Origin of the sequence: Streptomyces sp. NPDC007971 (assembly GCF_042958635.1) — a bacterium.
GTDB lineage: Bacteria > Actinomycetota > Actinomycetes > Streptomycetales > Streptomycetaceae > Streptomyces.
This window is the reverse complement of record NZ_JBIBJK010000004.1, coordinates 1-22465: the sequence shown is the minus strand read 5'-3', so window position 1 is coordinate 22465 and position 22465 is coordinate 1. Positions and strand designations below refer to the sequence as shown.

The following is a 22465-nucleotide window of genomic DNA, read 5'->3' as shown; positions in this document are numbered from 1 at the left end:
TCGGCCGTCCGGATTTCCTCGGACGTCGTGCGGAAAACCGGTTCTCGCCGCGGGATTTCCGGATCATGTCGGCCGTACCTTCCGGCCTGTGTCTTCCCCCGTGTGGCGACCGCTTCGGTGCGTTCGGAAAGCGGTGCGCAGATGGCTCGTCGTCACCCCGTCACCGTAGGCTGGTCAAGGCTCAAGGGCGGTTCGAGACAGGGTGGTTGGCCGGAAGGGGACAGCGTTGCGACAGCGAGTGAGGGCAAAGGTCGCGGACCGTGGCACAACCGGAAGTGGAGGGTCGACTTCGGGGAAGGGGTGTCAGTTTGCTGTCAGCGTTCCTGGAGGAATGCAGTGACTACCGCGAAAAGTAAGAGGACATGCACGACTGCCTCAGCAGGCTTGATCTTGTTGACCGACTCAGAGTAAACGAACTAGTGTCTGGAACGAATCTCGACCTCGCTCCCCGCCAAGAAGATTCACTGTTGAACAGTTCTAATTTCACAGATCTTGGCCGGGTGAGTCCGGAGGGTACGCCGACCGCCGGTGAGCGGTGTGCGTGAGACGCGACCACGTCTCGTGGTTAACCAAGGGGGAAATGTGACCGGAGCCGTCATCGACTCACCAGGGACGAACCGAGGACGGGAGCCCGACCCAGGAGGCCATGCGGCCCACGTCGAACAGACGCTGCTGCAGGCCCGGGCACTCATCGAATCCACCGTCTCCCACTACCGCCGGCACCGGCCCGGCGGATCCGACGGCACCCACACGAGCGTCGCGGTTCCGCGGGAGGCCCTCGTCCAGCTCCTCGGCGAGGCCCGCCACACGGTGTGCGTCGCACTGACCGCGCCCGACGAGTTCAGCGCCACCGTGAAAGGTCTGCTGACCTCGGCCCGCCCCGGCCCGAACGTCCGGGTGCTGTGCGCCACCGCGGTCGTGGACTGCACCCTGGCCCGGCTCAGCGCCGCAGGCGGCGCCCGCTTCGAGGTGCGGTGCTCGGAGGGCGAACTGCGGGACGCGGTCGTGGTCGACGGCGCCCGCGCCCTGGTGCGCACCCTGCCGGGCAGCGACGACGGCGGGGCCCAGGCCACCCTGGTGACCGACACCGCCGCCGTACGCGCCCTGGAGCTGCTCTTCGCCGGCACCTGGTCCCGCTGCCGCCGGCTCGACGACCACCTCGCCCTCGGGCAGCGGCTGCACAGCGATCTCAGCCGCAGGATCCTGGAGCGGCTGCGCTCCGGTCAGACCGACGACGTCGCGGCCCGCGAGCTCAACGTCTCCCTGCGTACCTATCGCCGCCACGTCGCCGAGATCATGCGGGAACTGGGTGCCACCTCCCGCTTCCAGGCCGGAGCGCGCGCGGTGGAACTGGGGCTGATGCAGCCGAAGTAGCCGGGCGGCCCGACAACGCCGTACACACCGCGCGCCCCGGGTGTACGGCGGCCCCTCTCGCAGCCGGGTGCCCGTGGCGCACCCGCACGCCCTCGCCGGCCGGTGCGCACACGGCCCGCCCCCGGACGCGGCCGATCCCACCGGCCGCCGACGGGCAGGCGCCCGACGAGCAGGAAAGCACCCTCGGCGAGGACAACGGGGAACGGGGAGTACGACGTGTCCGACAGGGCCGAGGACGAGCTGGAGCAGGCGCTCCTCCAAGTGCAGACCCTGATCGAGTCGACGGTGGCCATCCACCGCGACCGCAGCGTCCAGGAACAGCGGATCACCGTGATCGACGGCGGCTACCGCACGGTGCTCAGACAGGCGCGAGAACTCATCCACGGGGCGACGCGCAGCATCGACATCGTGCACGCCCGGATGCCGGACGCCCAGGAGGAACCGGGCGGCGGCGAGGGAGCCGAACGACAACTGATCTACGACGCGGCCGACACCGTCACGGTCCGGTTGCTCAGCAGTCCCGCGCTGGTCGACGAGGACTTCGTCCGCGAACAGCTCGGCATGGAAAGACCGGTGGCCATCCGCATCGCCCGGGTACCGCCCCTGCAGGCGCTCATGGTCGACGGCGCCGCCGCGCTCGTCGTCGCCGAGTCCGCCGTCGGGCGCCGCGCCTCCATGATCAGGGCCCCGGAACTGCTGCACACGCTGTCCACTCTCTTCGAGAACGTCTGGCGCGACGCCGTGCCCGCAGGCGAGCGCATCGTCTTCGGCAACCGCGACCGCAGCGCCCTCGCCCGCCAGATCCTCGCCGCCCTGTGGGCCGGCGTCACCGACGAGGTGGCCGCCCGCGACCTGGCCGTCTCGGTGCGCACCTACCGCCGCCATGTCGCGGAGATCATGGCCCTGCTCGGCGCCAACTCCCGCTTCCAGGCCGGAGTACGGGCCGCCGAACTCGGCCTGCTGCCCCCGGCCGCCCCGCCCGGCGGCCGCCCCGGCACCCGGCCGTGACCTCACCGCTGGCAGCTTCCTGAAACCTCTGTTGCCGCCCGGCGCGCCCCGACAGTTGTATGGAGCGCAAGAAAGGGATTCACCCCGTACGGGGCTTGCTGAATTCCTTCCCCGGCAGCGACCGAGAATCCCCCGTTTCCGGTCCGCCGGTGTGCGGGGATCCGCGCCCACCCATCCCGGCGCGGATCCCCGCCCCTACCCGGTGAATTCACGCGGAAGGCGGGTCCATGAGTCGCATGCCGGTAGCCCTGCTGTTTCCAGGGCAGGGATCGCAGAAAGAGGGCATGGGAGAACCCTGGCGGGACAGTCCGTCCTGGGAACTCACCGAGGACATCTCCGAGGTCACCGGAGAGGACATCGAAGAACTCCTGCTGCACACCCCGGGCGAGCGGCTGCGCCGCACCGACCTGGCCCAGCTCGCCGTGTTCAGCCTCTCCGTGATCGCCCACGCCGAGGCGGTGCGCCGCGACGTGCTCGGCGGCCCGGTGGCCGCCTGCGCGGGGCACAGCCTGGGCGAGTACGCCGCCCTGGTCGCCGCCGGCGCGCTCACCGTGCCCGCGGCGGCCGCCCTGGTCGCGGCCCGGGGCCGGGCCATGCGCGAGGCCGCCGAGGCCCGTGAGGGCACCATGGGCGTCCTCGTCGCCGCGCCACTGGACGAGGTGGCCGCCCTGACCGAACGGCTGCGGGCCGACGGCTTCGAGCTCTGGGTCGCCAACGTCAACGCCCCCGGCCAGACCGTCGTCTCCGGCTCCGCCGACGGCATCGACCGCATCGCCGACCAGGCCCCCTCCATCGGCGCCAAGCTGATCCGGCTCCAGGTCGGCGGCGCCTTCCACAGCCCCTACATGGCACCTGCCGCCGAGACCCTGCGCACCGCCCTGAAGAACACCGCCTTCGCGCCGGTGCACCTGCCCGTCGTGGCCAACGTGGATGCCGAGGCACACGCCGCCGACTGCGACTGGCCCGACCTCGGCACCCGCCAGCTCACCTCCCCGGTGCTGTGGGAACAGAGCGTGCACACCCTCGTCGGCCCCCCGCTCGGCTGCACCCGCCTCGTCGAACTCGGGCCCGGCCGCACCCTGGCCGGGCTGGTCCGGCGGATCACCCCGGACACCGAGGTCGTGTCGCTGGACGCCCCGGGCGCCCTGGACTGACCACTGACACGCACAAGGAGACCAACCCACCATGGCACTTGGCACCGAAAGCATCTGGCTGCGCAGGCACGCCACCGCCGCGCCGCCCCGGCTGCGGCTGCTGTGCCTGCCGCACGCGGGCGGCTCGGCCGGCTTCTTCCACGACTGGGGGCATGCCTTCGGCGACGACGTGGAGGTCCTGGCCGTGCGCTACCCGGGCCGGCAGGAACGCATCGCCGATGATCCTCCCGGCAGTGTCGAGGAGCTCGCCGAGGCCCTCGCCGACGAGCTGCCGCCCCTGCTGGACACCCCGCTGGCCGTCTTCGGCCACAGCATGGGCGCATCCGTCGGATACGAACTCGCGCTGCGGCTCCGGGACCGCCACCAGGTGAGCCCGCAGCTGCTGATGGTCTCCTGCCGCAAGCCCCCGCACCTGCTGACGCCGCGCTCCGCCGCCGTCACCGACGACACCGCGCTCATCGCGGAGGTACGGCGCCTGGGCGGCACCGATGCCGCGCTGCTCGCCGATCCGGACCTGCGCGAGCTGGTGCTCCCCGCGATCCGCGCCGACTTCGCCGCGGTCGCCCGTTACTCCGCCCGGCCCGGCATCCCGCTGGACTGCCCGGTGGCCGCCTACGTCGGCGCCGGCGACCCGGACGTCACCGCCGACGACATGGCCGGCTGGGCCGCCGTGGCACCGCAGGGCTTCGGCCTGACCGTGCTGCCCGGCGACCACTTCTACCTGGTGCCCCGGCGCGACGCCCTCGTCGCGGACATCCGCGCACGGCTGGCGGCACAGTGGTGAGCACCGCGACCCAGCCCCGGCGGACCAGCGGGGTCGGGGTACTCGACAAGGCGGCGACCCTGCTGGACATCGTCGAGGGCGGCCCCGCCTCGCTCGGCGACCTCGTCACCTTCAGCGGCCTGCCCCGGCCGACCGTGCACCGCCTCGCTATCGCCCTGGAGCGGCACGGACTGCTCACCCGCGACCGGCACGGCCGCTGGGTGCTCGGCCCCCGGCTCGACGCGACTGCCGTCGGTGTGCACCACGACCGGCTCGCGATGGCCGCCGGACCGGTCCTCGCCGAACTGCACACCATGACCGGCCTGGACGCCCGCCTCTACCGGCGCCGCGACGGCCTGCAGATCTGCGTCGCCGCCTCCGTCGACCCCTCCGGGCGCCCCGCAGCGGTGCCCGTCGGCTCGATCCGGCCGGCCTCCGTCGGGCCGATCGCCCAGGTGCTGCTGGCCTGGGCGGAACCCGACGAGCTGTACCAGGGACTGACCTCCGCCCGGTTCACCGCCGCCCAGCTCACCGTCGTACGCCGCCGCGGGTGGGCCTACGGGCCGGACGCCGTGCCACCCGGCAGCGTCTCCTACGCCGTACCGGTGTGCGCCGGGGACGGCAGGATCGCCGCCGCGCTCGCCCTCACCGGGCCCGCCGCGCGCATGCCCGAGGCGCCCACGCGCCGGCTCGGCGGTGCCATGTTCGACGCGGTGGCCGGGCTGACGGACGCATTGCTGCGACTGCGCCCGGATTTCCAGCCGGTCTGACCCGGCGCCGCCTGAATTCCCCCCGGGTGATGGCAGCTTGTTGCAGCCGTCATTGTGGGGGAACAAGCTCCTCCCGCACCATTTTCCTGGCGATGAAAAACGTGCCGCACGCCGATTCGAGCGGATTTAGCGGCCTACTGAGAAAAGGGGTAAGAGCGTGTCGACTGTCACGCGCGACGAGCGTCTGGAAACCATCAAGGAAATCGTCTGCGACATTCTTGAGATCGAGGAGGACGAGGTCACCGAGGTCAGTCTTTTCAAGGAGGAGCACAACGCCGACTCGCTCCGCGCCATCGAGATTCTCGCGGCCCTGGAGAAGGAGTTCGGCGTCGTCATCAACCAGAGCGAACTGCCCCGCATGGTGAACCTCAAGGGCGTCTACGAGGTCGTCTCGGAGCCGGCCGGCTGGTAGTCGAACCGCTCACGCGGACTGGGAGGTTGGCATGACGACGGCAGTGAGCGGCCCCGGCCGGATACGGCCGGAGCGGCACCGGGTGGTCCTCACCGGACTCGGGGTGGTCTCCAGCATCGGACTCGGCGCGAAGGAGTTCCTCCAGGGACTCAGTGAGGGCCGCAGCGGTGCCCGGCCCATCACCGTGTTCGACACCGAGGGCTTCACCCACGCGAACGGGTGCGAGATCACGGAATTCGACCCGCGGGACTGGATCAGCACCCTCGACGTGGAACAGCTCGGCCGGGCCGCGCAGTTCTCGACGGCGGCTGCCCGGATGGCCCTTCAGGACTCCGGTCTCGACCTGACCTGGCTGCGCGCCCGGCGCGGGCTGATCTCCATCGGCACCACCGACGGCGAGAGCTACGATCTCGACCAGCTGGTCGAGCACGAACTCGCCCACGGCACAGGAACGTTCGACCCCGCGGTCGCCCGGCGGGTACCGGCCGGGCGACTGTCGGTGGCCATCGCCCAGGAACTGGGCCTGAGCAATGTGGAGGCACTCACCATCCCCACCGCCTGCTCGGCGGGGAACTACGCCATCGGCTACGGCTTCGACGCCGTCAGCTCCGGCGAGGCGGACTTCGCCTTCTGCGGCGGCGCCGACGCCATGTGCCGCAAGACCTTCACCGGCTTCTACCGGCTCGGCACCATCGCCCCCGACCGCTGCCAGCCCTTCGACGTCGACCGCAAGGGCATCCTCACCGGGGAAGGCGCCGGCGTCCTCGTCCTGGAGCGGCTGGAGACCGCCCTGGAGCGCGGCGCCACCATCTATGCCGAGGTCCTCGGCTACGGCCTCAACTGCGACGCCCACCACCAGGTGGCGCCCGACCAGGACAGCGTCGCCGGCCTCATGCGGCTCGCCCTGGACAACGCCGGCGTCGCGCCGCACGAGGTGGACCTCATCTCCGCCCACGGCACCGGCACCAAGGCCAACGACATCACCGAGGCGGGCGCCATCCGCCAGGTCTTCGGGGACACGCCTCCGCGCACCGTCTCCATGAAGTCGATGCTCGGTCACTCCATGGGCGCGGCCAGCGCACTCGGCGCCATCGGCTGCGCCCTGGCCATCAGGAACCGCTTCATCCCGCCCACCATCAACCACGTCACCACCGACCCCGAGTGCGACGTCGACTGCGTGCCGAACCACGCGGTGGAAGCCGACCTGAGGATCGTCCAGAACAACGGGCTGGCGTTCGGCGGCAACAACGCGGCGGTGCTGCTCGGCCGCTACGACGCCGACCCGGCCGACGCCGGCACGGTGGCCGACGCGAACGACATGACCAGGGAGGCGTCATGACGCACCGTCCCATCGTCGGAATGGGCGCCGTCGCCGCCACCGGCCACGGTGTCGACGAACTCTTCGACGCCCTGTGCCGCGGCACCAGCGGCCGCGCGGAGCTGCGCGGCTTCGACCGCACCAGGTTCCGCGCCCAGCACGCCTACGAGGTCGACGACCGGCCCGTGGCCGGCCAGGACATACCCGGCCGGGCGACCCGGCTGCTGCTCGACGCGGTCGGCCAGGCCGCCGCCGACGCCGGGCTCGGTGAGGACCTCCGCGGCATACCCGTACTGGTCGGCACCGGCCTGAGGGAGCTGCGTTCGATGGAGCTGTGGTGGCGTGACGGCTCCCCGTTCGCCGACTCCGGACTGCACTTCGGCACCGGGCTGCGCGAACGCTTCGACGCCGACGTCACCCACACCTTCTCCAACGCCTGCTCCGCCTCGCTGTATGCGCTGGCGCTCGCCTCGGACCTGCTCGACCAGGAGGGGGACGGCGCCCCCGACACCGTGATCGTCGCCGGTGTCGACGTCCTGACGGAGTCCATGTACGGGCTGCTGGAACGCGTCCACCCGCAACCCCCGGACCGGGTACGGCCCTTCGACCGCAACCGCACCGGCGTCCTCATGGGCGACGGCGCCGCCGCCGTCGTCCTGCGCCGCACCGACGACGGCAGCCGCCGGGTCCACGGACGGCTGCGCGGCGTCGCCGTCAACTGCGACGCCTACCACGTCACCGCACCGTCCCCGGACGGCATCGCCCAGGCCATGCGCACGGCCCACCGGATCGCCGGCGTCAAGCCGTCCGACATCGACCTGGTGATGCTGCACGGCACGGGCACCCTGCTCAACGACGAGGCGGAGGCCGCCGCCCTGCGCGAGGTGCTCGGAGAGGACGCCTCCGCGCCGCTGATGACCGCCGTGAAGTCCATGACCGGTCACACCTCCGGTGCCTCCGGACTGATCAACCTGATCGTCGGCGTCCGCGCCCTCCAGGAGGGCCGGGTGCCCCCCACGGCGGGCTTGGACGACCCGGTCGACGAGGCGGCGTCGTTCCGCTTCGTCACCGGCGAGCCCGCGATCGGCCGCGAACTCAACGTGGCCCAGCTCAACGCCTTCGGATTCGGCGGCATCAACGCCGTCGCCCTTGTGGAGGGGACCCGATGACCGACACGACCACCGAAGCCACCGTGGTGGTCTCCGGCGCCGCCGTACTGCTGCCGGGTGCCGACACCGTACGGGCCCTGGCCGACGGACCGGCCCCCGGCGCGGCCCCCGTCGAACCGGCCGACCACGTCGGCCGCAAGGGACTGCGCTACAAGGACCGGGCCACCCAGCTCGGCTACGCCCTCACCGCCGCCGCCCTGCGGGACGCCGGGCTGCTCGGCGAGGACGGCCTGACGGTGGCCGCCGAGACGACCGGCATCGTCGCCAGCTCCAACTTCGGCAACCTGGACACCGTGGCCCGCGCCCTCGACACCATCCGCGAGGAGACCGTCACCGCCACCAGCCCCATGGACCTGCCCAACGCCTCCAGCAACGTCATCGCCTCCTCCGCGGCCATCCGCTACGGGCTGCGCGGCCCGAACCTGATGGTCTGCAACGGCGAGACGTCCGGCCTGGACGCCGTCCACTGGGCGGCCACCATGATCGCGGCCGGCCGTGCCGACCGGTTCCTGGTGCTCGGCGTCGAACCCGACAACGAGGTCGTACGCCGTCTGCTGGGCGGGAGCCGCGCCGTCGACGGCGGAGCGGCCCTCGTCCTGGAGGCCCGCGCCGCCGCCACCCGGCGCTCCGCCACCGTCCGCGCCGTGCTCGGCGCCTACCGCAGGGCGGCGGACGAGACGCACCGGCCGGCCGGCCACTGGGAACTGCCCGCACACCTCGGCAGCGCCTCCGGCGCCCACGGGGTGCTGCAGGTGGCCGCAGCCGTCGGCTGGTTCGACGCGGGCCGGCGCGAGCCGGTGCGGGCCGTGGCCGGCGGCGCCCACCACGACGCCGGGGCGGGCCTGCTGCTGCTCGCGCCCGAAGCCGCCTGAGACCGGCGAGGAGAAGAACCCCATGAACACGCACATCGACCTGCGACCCGTCTCCGTCGAACAACGCACCGACGGCAGCGGCCCCCGCGTCCTGCTGCTGCACGGCCTGGCCGCCAACGACAGCGTCTGGGAGCGCACCCTGCCGCTGCTGCCGGACGGGTGCCGGGTGTGGACCGCCCGGCTGCCCTGGCGCACCGAGACCATCGCCGACTGGGACGAGCAGCCCAACCTGCGCGGCCGGCTCGCCCAGGCCCTCTCGGCCGTGCCCGGCGGCGCCGAGGTGGTGGTCGCCCACTCCATGGCGGCCAACGTCCTGCTGGACCTCCTCGACCAGAAGCAGCGGGGCGGTGTCGACGCGCTGCGCCGCTTCGGCATCCGGGCCCTGGTGCTGGTGTCGCCCTTCTACCGGGCGGCCGCCGAGGAGTTCGACTGGACCACCATCAGCTACTACCTCAACGACTTCCACCTGATCATGGAGGAGGGCATCCGCGTCCACTCGGGCGGCCGGATCCCCGCCGACGTCCAGGAGGCCATGGGCCTGCGGGTGCGCGACCGGGTCGGCCCGCACGGCTGGCTGCGGTTCTTCGACCTCTATCTGCGCACTCCCGCGCTGGAGACCGGCCGCATCACCGTGCCCACCCTGGTGCTGGGCGGCGAGACCGACTTCGCCGCCCGTCCCGCGGAGAGCCTCGCGCTCGCCCGGGCCCTGCCCGACGCCACCGCCCGCATCCTGCCCGGCTGCGGACACTTCCCGATGATCGAGGCGGCCGAGGAGTTCGCCGCCGAGGTCGGCAGTTTCGTCAACTCGACCCTGGGCCTCTCCCCGCGCGAGGGAGCCGCCCCCGTCCACGCACTGGAGCCCCAGCGATGACCCTCGTCACGGACACCGCCGTCAAGGCGCTGCTCACCACCGCCACCACCACGCAGGTGCGCCCCCGCTACGAGGGCTCCAACATCTGCACCTGGATCGGGTTCAAGCACGTCAACTACCTCGTCGAGGAAGCCGTCCTGGACCACTTCCGGCAGGCCGGACTGCCCGCCCGGGCGCTGTACGAGGAGCACGGGCTCGGCCTGGACCTGGTCTCGATCGACACGCGCATCCTGCACGCCTTCCACATGGACGACGTCGCCGAGGCGCAGGTCGTGCCCTGGACCAAGGACGGCGACGCGACCCTCGGGTTCAAGGTGACCGTCCAGTTCGAGCGCGACGGCGAGATCCACAAGGCCGTCACCTCCAAGGTCCGCGTCTCGCTGCGCATGGACACCTATCTGGAGGCGGCCGGCGAGGTGCCCGAACAGCTCGCCCGCTTCGCCGTCACCGGCCTCGGTGACGACCTGGAGCGCGAGCCGGGCACCGCGGCACCGGCCGAGGAGGAGATCCTCGCCTCTCTGACCGCCGGGCAGAACGCCTACGCCTGGAAGTGGAACATCCCCTACCCGTACTGCCACTTCACCGAGCGCATCCAGATGTCCGGCTACCTGAGGCTGATGGAGGAGGGCAAGGACCGCTTCGTCGCCGACCGCGGCATCTCCATCAAGACCCTGCTGGACGACCGCCGCTGGATCCCCGTCGTGCCCCGCTCCGACATCCGCATCCTCGACGAGGCCCTGATGGAGGAGGACCTGTACACCGTGTACACGGTGGAGGAGGTCTTCAAGGACTTCACCTACACCTCCCGCATGGACTGGTACGTGCTGCGCGACGGCAAGCTGGTGAAGACCGCCACGGGACGCATCGTCCACGGGTACGCCCTCATCGAGAACCGCCGGGACTGGAAGCTCGTCAACTTCGACCAGCGCGTCCTGGACGCCCTCAACGGCACGGCGCAGCAGGCGTGACGGAGCAGGCGACAGGCGGCGTGACGGAACAGGCGGCCGACGGCGCCGACTGGGAGGGCAGCACCCCCCGGCTGCTGCTCGTCGAGAGCCAGGCAGGCACCGGCGCGGACACCGGGTTCCGGCGCGACGCGGTCACCCAGGTGATCACCGGGCAGTCCGCCCTGCTCTTCCTGGTCCAGGAAGGCGTCGTGCTCGCGGTACCGGGCAGCGACGCGGACCTGGACCGGTTCCAGAAGGAGGGCGGGGTGCTCGCGGCGGACAGCTTCTCCCTGGCCCAGCACGGGCTCGACACCGCGGGCCTGAGGCCCGAACTGCGCGTCGTCGGCATGGACGTGGTGGCGGGCTGGATCCTCGATCCGGCGGTCCGGGTGGTGTGGCATTAGGTGGCCAGGCAGATTCCGCACACCGATGTGCTCCTCACCCTCATGGGCGCCCCGCACGCCGGCGACCAGGTCACCAGCGCGCTGCGGCTCACCCAGGCGCTGCTGGAGCGCGGCGCCGCCGTCCAGGTGTGGACGTGCGGGTACGCCACCTTGCTGACCCAGGCCGGACAGGGCCCCGACAAGCCGCGCAACCTCGCCGAGTGGAACCGGAGTTACCCGTCCCTGCCCGGGCTGGCCGAGGAACTGCTGCACGCCTTCCCGGACCGGCTGCACTGGTACGGCTGCCGGTTCTGCAGCGACGACCGGGGCGTGGTGGAACACCTGCCCCAGGTGGTGCTCCGCCCGCCCGCCGGCTACGCGGCCAACGTCGCCGCCGCCGACAAGACCCTGCTGATCGGAGTGATCTGATGGATCATCGGTCATCCGGTGGTCAGCGGGTGCTGGCGATCGTGGAGCGCGGCTACCGGGGCACCCTGGACAAGCAGTTCTTCGACGAGCTGTACCTCGCCACCGAACTGCACCGCCAGCTGGGCGGCCTGGACATCCTGCTGCGCGGCTCCGCCGTCACCTACGCACTCGACGCGCCGCCCCCACCGGCCCTGCGGATCGGCGCACGCACCGTCGACACCGTCACCGACCCCCGCGCGGGCCTGCGCTCGCTGCTCGCGGCGGGAGTCGGCGTCTGGGTCGAGGAACCCGCCCTCGCGGCACTCGGCTCCCCCCGCCGGCCCCTGCCCGGCATCCGGCTCGCCCAGGAGGGCGAAGTGGCGGCCCACTGGCAGGACTACCGGGCGGTCTTCTTCCTCTGACCTGCCCGCCCCACCACGCCCCCCACCACCTGCATCCCCAGTATCCGAATCCCCAGTATCCGAATCCCCAGCACCCGGATCCCCCCACCCGCACCGCCCGAACCGCCGGACCCCGGCTGCCCCGGTCTCCGGCCCTCGGTACCGGGGTCCGGGGTCCGGGGACCAGGGACCGGGCCACCGAACACCTGCGTCTCCGAACGCTCCGAACGGAAGGAACACGTGACGGTCATGACCACTCCCGCCACGGACACCGGGCACCCGGTGATCACCGCCTGGTCGGCCGTGTCGCCGTACGGCATCGGCAGGGACGCGTACGCAGCGGGCCTGCGCGAGCGGCGCGGCACCGTCACCGGCCTCGGCCCCGAGCACGGCGACACCCCCGACGGCGTCGGCTGCGTCGTGCCCTCCTTCGGCGTGCGCGAGGTGCTCGGCAAGAAGGGCACACGCTCCATGGACCGGGTCACCGGGCTCGCGGTGACCGCCGTCGGGGCGCTCCTCGACGACGCCGAGCGCAACCGCGCCGTGGGCACCGGCGAAGGCGCCGCGTTCACCCTCGGCACCACCACCGGCAGCGCCCAGTCGATGATGGACTTCACCCGCGACTCGCTCACCGGCGAACAGCCCTTCTTCGTCGACCCGGCGCGCTTCCCCAACACCGTGATGAACTGCGCCGCGGGCCAGAGCGCCATCTGGTACCAGCTCAAGGGCCCCAACGCGACCATCGCGGGCGGCCGCACGGCGGGCCTGCACGCCCTCAACTACGCGCGCCGGCTGCTCGGCTCGGGCCGCGCCCGCACCGTACTGTGCGGAGCCGCCGAGGAGTTCTCGCAGGCCCGTGCCTGGCTGGAGCACCACTGCGGCGACGGCGCCGACGCGACGGCCCCGCCGCTCGGCGAGGGCTGCGCGATGCTCCTGGTGGAACCGCCGGCACCCGAGGACGCCGGGCAGCCCGTGCTCGCCGAGATCCTCGCCGTCGAACTCGGCATCGTCCTCGACGGCGCCGACCCGTACCCCGCCCTCGTGTCCTGCCTGCGCACGGCGCTGCGCCGGGCCGGGGTCGAGCCCGCCGACGTGGCGGCCGTCGCCCGCTCCGGCGCGCCCGGCCGCGAGGGCGGCGCCGAGACCGAGGCGGTGCAGGAGGTGCTGGGCGCCGCCGCCCCCGCGGACCTGACGCCCGCCCCGCTGATCGGCGACACGGGCGCCGCCGCGGCCGCCTTCCAGGCCGCCGCCCTCCTCGCACACGCCGCGGACCGGCCGGACCGGGCGGCCGGCCGCATCGGTGTGATCACCTCCGTGGACCGCACCGGCAGCGTCGGCTGCGCCCTGCTCCGGCTGCGCTGACCACCGCCCGACCCCACTGCCCGCCTCCCCGCATTCCGGAAAGGACCCAGCCGTGCTGGACAAGGAAGAACTGCGCGCCGTCGTGGCGCAGGTGCTCGACGTCGACGTCACCGAGGTGACCGACGACGCCCGGTTCGTCGACGACCTGGAGGTCGACTCCCTGATGGCCCTGGAGGTCGTCGTGATCCTGGAGAAGAAGTACGGCATCAAGCTGCCGGAGTCCGACCTCAAGCAGATCGTCACCCTGCAGAGCGCCTACGAGCTCCTGCTCGCCAAGCTCGACGCGGCGCGGGTGGCCTGATGACCGGCGCCAGTCCGCTCGCGGGGGCCGTGGAGGTGCTGCCCGGCGACGGCGAGTACGCCACCGCGGCCCGCTTCACGGTGGACGCCGCCGAGACCGTGCTGCCCGGCCACTACCCGGGGTTCCCGATCTTCCCCGGCGTCTGTCTCGTGGAGTGCACCCACCAGGGCGCCCTCGCCACCGTGCCCGAGAAGGCCGAGGCCGTCTCGCTGGCCGCCGTGGAGTCGGCCCGGTTCACCGGCCCCGTCTTCCCCGGCGACCGGGTGGACATCGCCATGGCCTGGAAGCAGACCCCGGCAGGCGACTGGCAGTGCCGGGCCAAGCTCCGCACCGGGCGCGGACCGGCCGCGAGCGTCCGGCTGCGCTACGCCCCGCGGGCGGCCGGCGAGGCGGCGGCATGACCGGCCAGCGCGAGATCCGGGCCCGGCTGCCGCACCGCTTTCCCATGCTGCTGGTGGACCGGCTCGTCGACATCGTCCCCGGCGAGCGGCTGGTCGCCCTGAAGGCGGTCACCTGCAACGAGCCCTGGTACGAGAAGCACGGCCCCGAAACCCCGGACGAGGACTTCGCCTACCCGCCCGCGCTCCTGGTGGAGTCCTGGTGCCAGGCCGCCGGCGTCCTCGCCACCTGGGACGACCCCAACCCGGACGTCCTCAAGGGCCAGGTGATGCTGTTCGGCGGGATGACCGGTGTCGTCCTGCACCGCCCGGTGCTGCCCGGCGAGGTCCTGGAGCACCGCGTCCGGCTCGACCGCAGGGTCGACGACACCGTGCTCTTCGAGGGCGAGTGCCGGTCCGCGGGTGAGCCGGTGATGAGCGTCGAACGCATCGTCATGGCCTTCCGCCCCGCCTCCGTCCTGCGACCGGACGGCGACTGACACACCCTCACGAAAGAGACAGCCATGACCGACAGCACCAACCGGGTGGCACTCGTCACCGGCGGGTCGCGCGGCATCGGGCGGGCCACCGTCCGCGCGCTGGCCCGCGACGGCTTCGACGTCGCCTTCTGCTACCGCTCGGACGACGCCGCGGCCCGCACCCTGGAGAAGGAGGGCGAGGAGTTCGGCGTCCGGATCGCCGGCACCCGCGTGGACGTCGCCGACGCCACCGCGGTACGTGCCTGGGTCGAGGCGACGGAAGCGGACCTGGGCGCCCTGGACGCCGTCGTCACCGCCGCCGGCATCACCCGCGACAACCCGCTCGTCCTCATGACGGACGAGCAGTGGCGTCAGGTGATGGACACCAACCTCGACGGCGTCTACCACGTGTGCCGTGCCGCGGTCTTCGGCATGATGAAGCGCCGCGGCGGAGCCGTCGTCAACATCTCCTCGGTCGCCGGGGTGCACGGCCACGCCACCCAGACCAACTACTCCGCGTCCAAGGCCGGGATCATCGGCTTCTCCCGGGCCCTGGCCAAGGAGACCGGACGCTCCGGCATCCGGGTCAACGCCGTCGCCCCCGGCTTCATCGACACCGACATGGTCGCGGAGATGAACGACAAGGCCCGCAAGGACGCCCTGGCCGGCATCCCGCTGCGCCGCATGGGCACCGCCGAGGAGGTCGCCGACCTGGTCGCCTACCTGGTCTCGGACCGGGCCGCGTACATCACCGGCGCCGTGCTCCAGATCGACGGCGGCATCACGCTCTGAGGCCCCCGGCCGGCTCGACCCCGACCCCGAACAACCCCTGAAAAGACGACAGTTGGAGGCGGTGATGGCACGACGCGGACCGCGCTGGTACTTCTCCTTCCGCAGCCCCTACTCCTGGATGGCCTACCGGGACCTGCTGGACCACCACCCGGACGTCGCCGACCGTATCGAGTGGCTGCCGTTCTGGGAGCCCGACCAGCCGGCCCTGGACGAACTGGAGCGCGACAACGTCACGCTGCCCTACGTCCCCATGTCCAGGGAGAAGCACCTCTACATCCTCCAGGACGTGCGCCGCCTCGCCCGGGCGCGCGGCCTGGAGATGGTCTGGCCGGTGGACCCCGCGCCGCGCTGGGAGGTCTCGCACCTCGCCTACCTCGCCGCCGAACACCTCGGCGCCGGCCGCGAGTTCATCGCCGAGACCTACCGGGCGCGCTGGGAGCACGGCGAGGACATCTCCGACCCCCGCACCATGGCCCGGATCGGCCGGGACATCGGTGTCGACCCCTTCGTCCTGGAACACGCGCACGACGATCCGACCATCCGGGAGATCGGCCTGCGAGCACTGAACTCGCTCCACCGCGACGGTGTGTTCGGCGTGCCCTTCTTCATCGTCGGATTCGACAAGTACTGGGGAGTCGACCGACTGCCCGGATTCGTCGAATCGGTACGGGCGAAAGCCGCAGCCTGACCGATCGGGAAGCATCGCAAAAAGACTGCAGAAGTCTCAGAGAAAGGCGAACAGCATCATGGCCACCAATCCTTTCGAGGACGACGGCGCGACCTACTACGTACTCGTCAACGACGAGGGCCAGTACTCCCTGTGGCCCTCGTTCGCCGAGGTGCCGGCGGGCTGGACCGTGCGGCACGGCGCGGCGGCCCGGCAGGAGTGCCTCGACCACATCAACGAGCACTGGACGGACATGCGTCCGACCAGTCTGGTCCGCTCCATGGGCGGCTGACCAGGGCACACGCGGTCGGATACGAACGGGCGTTGGCAGTTGGCTGCCAACGCCCGTTCCGCGTGTCCGGGACCGTTTGGCAGCTTGATGCAGTGGGCATTGTCGGCGAATTCCGATGGGTGCGAGAGTTCAATGCGTTCCCCGGCAAACCACGGTACGGACCCGCTCACTGCTCGGGATTTTTCAATGAAGTTGCCTGTTAGGGGTGGATGAGAGTCATGCTTGGAGACGGTATACCGCTGACCGCGGCCCAGGCCGGAATCTGGTTCGCCCAGCAGCTGGATCCGAAGAACCCGATCTACAACGCGGCCGAATATCTGGAGATCCGGGGGGCCATCGACACCGGCATTTTCGAGCAGGCGCTGCGCCGCCTCGTCGAGGAGGCCGAAGCCCTCAGGATGCGTGTCGTCGAGGACGGCGAGGGCCTGTGGCAGACCGCCGACCCGGACCCGCACTGGATGCTCGAACAGCTGGACCTGCGGCACGAGGACGACCCGGAGACGGCGGCCGAGCAGTGGATGCGCCAGGCCCTCGCGGAACCCGTCGACCCGCGCTACGACCTGCTGTTCCGCTTCGCCCTGCTGCGCGTGGCCACCGACCGCTACCTCTGGTTCTACCGCTACCACCACGTGACCGTGGACGGCTTCGCCGTCGCCCTGCTCGCCCGCCGGGCCGCCGACCTGTACACCGCGCTCGCCGCCGGTCAGGAGCCGGAGCCCAGCGGATTCGGCACGGTCGCCGGCCTGGTCGCCGCCGACACCGACTACCGCGCCGGTGAACGCTTCACCGCCGACCGCACGTTCTGGCAGGAGCGGCTGGCCGGCTGCCCCGAGCCGGTCGGCCTGTCCGGACGCACCCCGGTCATGGCGCACGGCCTGGTCCGCCGCACCTCCTTCCTCCCCGCGGACGGCCTGGAGCGGCTGCGGGACACCGCACGCGAGGCCGGCGTCACCTGGCCGGCGATGATGATGACCGCCGCCGCCCTGTATCTGCAGCGCTCCACCGGAGCGGACGAGGTCGTCCTCGGCGTCCCCGTCTCCTGCCGCCTCGGCCGCGCCGCCCGCTCGGTGCCCGGCATGGTCTCCAACGTGGTGCCGCTGCGGGTGCCCGTCACCCAGGACCTGACCCTGGACACACTGCTCCACCAGGTCTCGGCGGAGCTGCGCGCGGTGATGAAGCACCAGCACTACCGGTACGAGGACCTGGTCCGCGACCGCAATCTGCTGGGCGGCGGGGGACGGCTCGTCGGCCCCGAGATCAACATCATGATGTTCGACTACGGGCTCGCCTTCGGCGCGTACCCGGCCGTCGTGCACAACCTCTCCATCGGCCCCTCCGACGACCTCTCCGTGATCGTCTACGAGCGCTCCGACGGACGGGGCCTCCAGGTCGACTTCGACGCCAACCCCGCCCTCTACGCCGACGAGGAGATCGCCGCCCATCAGCACCGCTTCATCGGCTTCCTGGAGCGGCTGGCCGCGGCCGGCCCCGCTACCCCGGTCGGGCACATCGAACTCCTGGACACCGCCGACCGCGACCTGGTGGTACGGGCGCACAACGACACCGCGCACCCCGTGCCGGACACCACCCTGGCCGAGCTGCTCGCACAGCAGGCCGGGCGCACTCCCGAGGCCGAGGCCCTGCGCTTCGAGAACACGGGCCTGACCTACCGGGAACTGCACACCCGCGCCGACCGGCTCGCCCACCTGCTGCGCGCCGCCGGCGTCGGGCCGGAGAGCCTCGTGGCGCTGGCCGTGCCCCGCTCCGTGGAACTGGTGACCGCCCTGCTGGCGGTGGTCAAGGCGGGCGCCGCCTACCTCCCCGTGGACCCCGACTACCCGGCCGAGCGCATCCGGTTCATGCTCTCGGACGCGCGCCCCGCGCTGCTGCTGACCACCACGTCGACGGCCGCCGCCCTGCCCGACGAACTGCCCGTGCCCCTGCTCGTCCTGGACACGGACGACACCGCGGACCGGCTCGCCGCCGAGCCCGGCACCCCGCCCGGCGGCCCGGCCCCGGCCGGCGACCAGCCGGCGTACGTCATCTACACCTCCGGCTCCACCGGCCGCCCCAAGGGCGCCGTCGTCTCCCACCGGGCCATCGCCAACCGGCTGCTGTGGATGCAGCACCGCTACGGACTCGGCACCGACGACCGGGTCCTGCAGAAGACTCCGTCCGGGTTCGACGTCTCCGTCTGGGAGTTCTTCTGGCCCCTGATCACCGGCGCCACCCTCGTCGTCGCCCGCCCCGAGGGACACAAGGACCCCCACTACCTGGCCGGGCTGATCCGGGCCGAGCGGATCACGACCACGCACTTCGTCCCCTCCATGCTCGACGTCTTCCTCCAGGAACCGGCCGCCGCACGCTGCACCGGACTGCGCCGGGTGATCTGCAGCGGCGAGGCGCTCCCCGAGGAGCTCCAGAACCGCTTCTTCCAGGTGCTCCCGCGGGTCGGGCTGTACAACCTCTACGGACCGACCGAGGCGGCCGTCGACGTCACCTGCTGGGAGTGCGCCCCCGGAGCCGGCCCCGTGCCCATCGGCCGGCCCGTGTGGAACACCCGTACCTACGTCCTCGACGCGGCGCTGCGCCCGGCCGCGCCCGGCTCCCCGGGCGAGCTCTACCTCGCCGGCGTGCAGCTGGCCCGCGGCTACCTCGGCCGGCCCGGCCTGAGCGCCGAGCGGTTCGTCGCCGACCCGTACGGCCCGCCCGGATCGCGGATGTACCGCACCGGCGACCTCGCCCGCTGGACCGCCGACGGCGCGCTCGTCTACCTCGGCCGCACCGACGACCAGGTCAAGATCCGCGGCCTGCGCATCGAACTCGGCGAGATCGAGGCCGTCCTCGCCCGGCACCCGGGCGTCCGCCACGCCGCCGTGGTCACCCGCGAGGACCAGCCGGGCGAGAAACGGATCGTCGCCTACGTCGTACCTGCCGACGGCAGCGGTCCGGGCCCCGACGAGCTGCGCGGCGAACTGGCCGGCCGGCTGCCGGACCACATGGTCCCCACGGCGTTCGTCAGCCTGCCGGAACTCCCCGTCACCCCCAACGGCAAGCTCGACCGGCGCGCGCTGCCCGCCCCCGAACGCGCCGCGCCCGGCACCGGACGCGCCCCCGGCAGCCCGCGCGAGGAGATGGTCTGCCAGCTCTTCGCCGACGTGCTGGGCGTGCCCCGGACCGGCATGGACGACAACTTCTTCGGCCTGGGCGGCCACTCCCTGCTCGCGACCCGCCTGGTCGCCCGGGTCCGTGCCACCTTCGGCGCCGAACTGACCATCCGCAGCATCTTCGAGGCCCCCACCCCCGCCCTCCTCGCGGCCAGGATCGCGGGCGGCGACCGGCAGGAGGACCCGCTCGACGTGGTGCTGCCGCTGCGCCCGCACGGCAACCGCCCCGCCGTCTTCTGCGTCCACCCGGCCGGCGGGCTCGGCTGGTGCTACGCCGGACTCATCCGCCACCTCGACCAGGACGTGCCCGTGTACGCGCTCCAGGCCCGCGGCCTGGACGGCACCGGCTCCCTGCCCGCCTCCTTCCACGAGATGGCGGCCGACTACATCGAGCAGATCCGCCGGGTACAGCCGCACGGCCCCTACCACCTGCTGGGCTACTCCTCCGGCGGGATCGCCGCCCACGTCATCGCCTGCGCCCTCCAGGCCGCCGGCGAGGAGGTCGGACTGCTCGCGATCCTCGACACCTACCCCGGGCAGACCTTGGCCGAGCTGGGCGAACAGGAGATCCTTGCCGACCTGCTGCGCTGGGTCGGATACGACCGCCGCTACCTCGGCAGGAAGCCCCTCAGGCACGACAAGGTCATCCAGATCCTGCGCAAGCTCGGCAGCTCCCTCGCCAGCCTCGAACCCCACCACATCGAGGCCATCGGCCGGGTCTACGCCAACGGCCGGGAGCTGGTCCACGAGTTCGTGCCCGACCGGTTCCACGGAGACGTCACGGTCCTGGTCGCCACCCTCGACAAGGTGGACATCTCACCCACCCCGGAGACCTGGCGCCCCTACGTCGGCGGCGAGATCACCGCCCACCACCTGGAGCGCAGCCACAACGACCTCATGAAGCCCGCGGCCCTCGCCGAGATCGGCCGGATCCTCGCGGCCGAGCTGCAGCGCATCGACGCCGCGGTCCCCGAGCCGTCCACAACCGGCGTCTGACGCAACCGACAGCGCAACCGACAGCCATTCAAGGGTGGTTAACACGATGAACGACACCGTGCGCGCCGTGCCGGACGCCGACCCGACGGAGCTGATCGAGGCCCAGGCCGCCCGCACCCCGCACGCCACCGCCGTGCTCTTCGAGGGGCAGCACCTCACCTACGCCACGCTCAACGCCCGTGCCAACCGGCTCGCCCGAGCACTCGTGGCCCGCGGCGCCGGCCCCGAAACCCTGGTGGCGGTGAGCCTGCCCCGCTCCCTCGACCTGCCCGTCGCGCTGCTGGCCGTGCTCAAGACCGGTGCCGGATACGTGCCGCTGGACCCCGACTACCCGGCCGAACGCGTCCGCTACATCCTCGACGACGCCCGCCCCGCCCTGCTCCTCGACGCCGACCGGCTCGCCGCGACGGAGGCCGAGGGAGCCGGTCTCCCCGGCGCGGACCTCACCGACGCCGAACGCCTCGCCCCGCTGCGGCCCGCCCACCCCGCGTACACGATCTACACCTCCGGCTCCACCGGCCGGCCCAAGGGCGTGCTCATCACCCGCCGCAACATGCTCAACTTCCTGTCCTTCATGGCGGACCGCTTCCCCCTGACCGCCCGGGACCGGCTGCTCGCCGTGACCACCGTCGCCTTCGACATCGCCGTCGTCGAGCTGTACCTGCCGCTCATGACCGGAGCCGGGGTGGTCGTCGCCCCCCGCGACACCGTCATCGACCCCGCCCGGCTCGGCGCGCTCGCCACGGCGAGCGGTGCCACCGTCCTGCAGGCCACCCCCTCGTTGTGGCAGGCCCTGACCGCCGAACAGCCCGACGCCGTGCGCGGCCTGCGCATGCTGGTCGGCGGCGAGGCCCTGCCCCCGTCGCTCGCCTCCGCGATGACCGCGCTCGGCGCCGAGGTCACCAACCTGTACGGGCCCACCGAGACCACCGTCTGGTCGAGCACCCTGCGCCTCGAGGACGCCGGCGTCCTGCCCAGCATCGGCGGCCCCGTCTGGAACACCTCCCTGTACGTCCTCGACGACCGGCTGCGCCCCAGCGACGAGGGCGAGCTGTACATCGGCGGCGAGGGACTGGCCCGCGGCTACCGGGGCCGGCCCGGCCTGAGCGCCGAGCGGTTCGTCGCCGACCCCTTCGGGGCCCCCGGCGCCCGCATGTACCGCACCGGTGACCTCGCCCGCCGGCGGGCCGACGGCGACATCGACTACCTGGGCCGCGTCGACCACCAGGTCAAGATCCGCGGCTTCAGGATCGAGCTCGGCGAGATCGAGTCCGTCCTCGCCGCGCACCCGGCGGTGGCCCAGGTCGCCTGCGTGGCCCGCGAGGACCGCCCCGGCTCTCCTCTCCTGGCCGCCTACGTCGTACCCGCAGCGGGAGAGGCCGCCCCCGGCACCGCCGGCCTGCGCGAACTGGCCGCGCGCTCACTGCCCGACTACATGGTCCCGGCCGCCTTCGTCACCCTGGACCGGTTCCCGCTGACCCCCAACGGCAAGCTGGACCGCAGCGCGCTGCCCGCCCCCGACCTCGCCGCCACGACCACGGGCCGGGCACCCCGTACCCCGCACGAGGAGCTGCTCGCCGGGCTCTTCGCCGAGGTGCTCTCGCTGCCGTCGGTCGGCATCGACGACGACTTCTTCGCGCTGGGCGGCCACTCGCTGCTCGCCACCCGTCTGGTCAGCCGGGTCCGTACCGCCCTCGGCGTCGAACTCGCCGTCCGCACCGTCTTCGAGGCCCCCACCGTGGCCGCGCTGACCGAGAGGCTCGGCGACGCGGAGACCGCCCGCCCCGCGGTGCGCCCCGCCGTCCGTCCTGCCCGCATCCCGCTGTCCTCCGCGCAGCGCCGGCTGTGGTTCCTCAACCGCCTGGAGAACAGGAACGCCGCCTACAACCTCCCCTACGCCCTGCGGCTGCGGGGTGTGGTGGACCGGGAGGCGTTGCGGTCGGCGTTGGGTGATGTGGTGGCGCGGCACGAGAGTCTGCGGACGGTGTTCCCGGAGGAGGGGGGTGTGCCGTGGCAGGAGGTGCTGGAGGGGGTTCGCCTGGAGTTGCCGGTGGTGGAGGTGGGTGAGGGGGAGCTTGAGGGGGTGTTGTCGGCTGCGGCGGGCCGTGGGTTCGATCTGGGGTGTGAGGTGCCGGTGCGGGCGGAGTTGTTCGTGCTGGGTGCCGAGGATCAGGTGTTGTTG

At 72.3% G+C, this 22465-nt stretch carries 23 protein-coding genes; all 23 read left to right on the top strand.

Features of this window, described 5'->3' with window-relative positions:
• Positions 1-582 precede the first annotated feature (582 nt).
• Positions 583-1374, top strand: coding sequence for a LuxR C-terminal-related transcriptional regulator (locus tag ACFZCP_RS09325; RefSeq protein WP_362685224.1), 792 nt, complete (start codon positions 583-585; stop codon positions 1372-1374).
• Positions 1375-1590: 216 nt separating this feature from the next.
• A complete protein-coding gene (locus ACFZCP_RS09320) occupies positions 1591-2382 on the top strand; it encodes a LuxR family transcriptional regulator (RefSeq protein WP_391425563.1) in 792 nt (263 codons plus the stop codon).
• 284 nt (positions 2383-2666) lie between these two features.
• Complete coding sequence (locus tag ACFZCP_RS09315; protein WP_391425561.1) at positions 2667-3536, top strand: acyltransferase domain-containing protein; 870 nt, start codon at positions 2667-2669, stop codon at positions 3534-3536.
• A 31-nt stretch (positions 3537-3567) separates the two neighbouring features.
• Positions 3568-4320: an alpha/beta fold hydrolase gene (locus tag ACFZCP_RS09310; protein ID WP_391425560.1), complete on the top strand. Its 753-nt coding sequence runs from the start codon at positions 3568-3570 to the stop codon at positions 4318-4320.
• Entirely contained in the window at positions 4317-5069 is a 753-nt protein-coding gene (locus ACFZCP_RS09305) for a helix-turn-helix domain-containing protein (protein ID WP_391425558.1), read from the top strand. The genes ACFZCP_RS09310 and ACFZCP_RS09305 overlap by 4 nt, the downstream gene beginning before the upstream one ends.
• Before the next feature lie 157 nt (positions 5070-5226).
• A complete protein-coding gene (locus ACFZCP_RS09300) occupies positions 5227-5481 on the top strand; it encodes an acyl carrier protein (protein WP_361130947.1) in 255 nt (84 codons plus the stop codon).
• Between the two features lie 31 nt (positions 5482-5512).
• A complete protein-coding gene (locus ACFZCP_RS09295; protein ID WP_391425556.1) occupies positions 5513-6820 on the top strand; it encodes a beta-ketoacyl synthase N-terminal-like domain-containing protein in 1308 nt (435 codons plus the stop codon).
• A complete protein-coding gene (locus ACFZCP_RS09290; RefSeq protein ID WP_391425554.1) occupies positions 6817-7968 on the top strand; it encodes a beta-ketoacyl synthase N-terminal-like domain-containing protein in 1152 nt (383 codons plus the stop codon). The genes ACFZCP_RS09295 and ACFZCP_RS09290 overlap by 4 nt, the downstream gene beginning before the upstream one ends.
• Complete coding sequence (locus ACFZCP_RS09285; RefSeq protein ID WP_391425552.1) at positions 7965-8840, top strand: beta-ketoacyl synthase N-terminal-like domain-containing protein; 876 nt, start codon at positions 7965-7967, stop codon at positions 8838-8840. The genes ACFZCP_RS09290 and ACFZCP_RS09285 overlap by 4 nt, the downstream gene beginning before the upstream one ends.
• 22 nt (positions 8841-8862) lie before the next feature.
• Complete coding sequence (locus ACFZCP_RS09280; RefSeq protein WP_362685248.1) at positions 8863-9711, top strand: alpha/beta fold hydrolase; 849 nt, start codon at positions 8863-8865, stop codon at positions 9709-9711.
• Positions 9708-10679, top strand: a complete 972-nt coding sequence (locus ACFZCP_RS09275) for a hypothetical protein (protein WP_391425551.1) — start codon at positions 9708-9710, stop codon at positions 10677-10679. Before ACFZCP_RS09280 ends, ACFZCP_RS09275 begins: the two co-directional genes overlap by 4 nt.
• Positions 10680-10699: 20 nt before the next feature.
• A complete protein-coding gene (locus ACFZCP_RS09270) occupies positions 10700-11062 on the top strand; it encodes a hypothetical protein (protein WP_391425550.1) in 363 nt (120 codons plus the stop codon).
• Complete coding sequence (locus ACFZCP_RS09265) at positions 11063-11470, top strand: hypothetical protein (protein ID WP_391425549.1); 408 nt, start codon at positions 11063-11065, stop codon at positions 11468-11470. It abuts the gene before it with no gap.
• Positions 11470-11871, top strand: coding sequence for a hypothetical protein (locus ACFZCP_RS09260; protein WP_362685260.1), 402 nt, complete (start codon positions 11470-11472; stop codon positions 11869-11871). Before ACFZCP_RS09265 ends, ACFZCP_RS09260 begins: the two co-directional genes overlap by 1 nt.
• 228 nt (positions 11872-12099) lie before the next feature.
• Positions 12100-13212 carry a beta-ketoacyl synthase N-terminal-like domain-containing protein gene (locus ACFZCP_RS09255; protein WP_391425547.1) on the top strand — a complete coding sequence of 371 codons (1113 nt, stop codon included), beginning with the start codon at positions 12100-12102 and terminating at the stop codon, positions 13210-13212.
• 52 nt (positions 13213-13264) lie between these two features.
• Positions 13265-13513 carry a phosphopantetheine-binding protein gene (locus ACFZCP_RS09250; protein ID WP_391425545.1) on the top strand — a complete coding sequence of 83 codons (249 nt, stop codon included), beginning with the start codon at positions 13265-13267 and terminating at the stop codon, positions 13511-13513.
• A complete protein-coding gene (locus tag ACFZCP_RS09245; RefSeq protein ID WP_362685269.1) occupies positions 13513-13914 on the top strand; it encodes a hypothetical protein in 402 nt (133 codons plus the stop codon). Before ACFZCP_RS09250 ends, ACFZCP_RS09245 begins: the two co-directional genes overlap by 1 nt.
• Positions 13911-14390: a 3-hydroxyacyl-ACP dehydratase FabZ family protein gene (locus ACFZCP_RS09240; protein WP_391425543.1), complete on the top strand. Its 480-nt coding sequence runs from the start codon at positions 13911-13913 to the stop codon at positions 14388-14390. The genes ACFZCP_RS09245 and ACFZCP_RS09240 overlap by 4 nt, the downstream gene beginning before the upstream one ends.
• A 24-nt stretch (positions 14391-14414) precedes the next feature.
• A complete protein-coding gene (fabG, locus tag ACFZCP_RS09235) occupies positions 14415-15161 on the top strand; it encodes a 3-oxoacyl-[acyl-carrier-protein] reductase (protein WP_362685275.1) in 747 nt (248 codons plus the stop codon).
• Between the two features lie 64 nt (positions 15162-15225).
• Complete coding sequence (locus tag ACFZCP_RS09230; protein ID WP_391425541.1) at positions 15226-15849, top strand: DsbA family protein; 624 nt, start codon at positions 15226-15228, stop codon at positions 15847-15849.
• Between the two features lie 58 nt (positions 15850-15907).
• Positions 15908-16120 carry an MbtH family NRPS accessory protein gene (locus tag ACFZCP_RS09225; protein WP_391425539.1) on the top strand — a complete coding sequence of 71 codons (213 nt, stop codon included), beginning with the start codon at positions 15908-15910 and terminating at the stop codon, positions 16118-16120.
• A 218-nt stretch (positions 16121-16338) separates the two neighbouring features.
• Positions 16339-20283: an amino acid adenylation domain-containing protein gene (locus ACFZCP_RS09220; RefSeq protein WP_391425537.1), complete on the top strand. Its 3945-nt coding sequence runs from the start codon at positions 16339-16341 to the stop codon at positions 20281-20283.
• A 46-nt stretch (positions 20284-20329) separates the two neighbouring features.
• The coding region (locus ACFZCP_RS09215; protein WP_391425536.1) for an amino acid adenylation domain-containing protein at positions 20330-22465 on the top strand (2136 nt) is incomplete at its 3' end.

Coding starts and splice junctions, on each gene's coding strand:
- ACFZCP_RS09285 (WP_391425552.1), top strand. CDS start 7,965: ATGACCGACACGACCACCGAAGCCACCGTGGTGGTCTCCGGCGCCGCC.
- ACFZCP_RS09240 (WP_391425543.1), top strand. CDS start 13,911: ATGACCGGCCAGCGCGAGATCCGGGCCCGGCTGCCGCACCGCTTTCCC.
- ACFZCP_RS09230 (WP_391425541.1), top strand. CDS start 15,226: ATGGCACGACGCGGACCGCGCTGGTACTTCTCCTTCCGCAGCCCCTAC.
- ACFZCP_RS09275 (WP_391425551.1), top strand. CDS start 9,708: ATGACCCTCGTCACGGACACCGCCGTCAAGGCGCTGCTCACCACCGCC.
- ACFZCP_RS09290 (WP_391425554.1), top strand. CDS start 6,817: ATGACGCACCGTCCCATCGTCGGAATGGGCGCCGTCGCCGCCACCGGC.
- ACFZCP_RS09295 (WP_391425556.1), top strand. CDS start 5,513: ATGACGACGGCAGTGAGCGGCCCCGGCCGGATACGGCCGGAGCGGCAC.
- ACFZCP_RS09315 (WP_391425561.1), top strand. CDS start 2,667: ATGGGAGAACCCTGGCGGGACAGTCCGTCCTGGGAACTCACCGAGGAC.
- ACFZCP_RS09225 (WP_391425539.1), top strand. CDS start 15,908: ATGGCCACCAATCCTTTCGAGGACGACGGCGCGACCTACTACGTACTC.
- ACFZCP_RS09245 (WP_362685269.1), top strand. CDS start 13,513: ATGACCGGCGCCAGTCCGCTCGCGGGGGCCGTGGAGGTGCTGCCCGGC.
- ACFZCP_RS09260 (WP_362685260.1), top strand. CDS start 11,470: ATGGATCATCGGTCATCCGGTGGTCAGCGGGTGCTGGCGATCGTGGAG.
- ACFZCP_RS09255 (WP_391425547.1), top strand. CDS start 12,100: ATGACCACTCCCGCCACGGACACCGGGCACCCGGTGATCACCGCCTGG.
- fabG (WP_362685275.1), top strand. CDS start 14,415: ATGACCGACAGCACCAACCGGGTGGCACTCGTCACCGGCGGGTCGCGC.
- ACFZCP_RS09220 (WP_391425537.1), top strand. CDS start 16,339: ATGCTTGGAGACGGTATACCGCTGACCGCGGCCCAGGCCGGAATCTGG.
- ACFZCP_RS09310 (WP_391425560.1), top strand. CDS start 3,568: ATGGCACTTGGCACCGAAAGCATCTGGCTGCGCAGGCACGCCACCGCC.
- ACFZCP_RS09280 (WP_362685248.1), top strand. CDS start 8,863: ATGAACACGCACATCGACCTGCGACCCGTCTCCGTCGAACAACGCACC.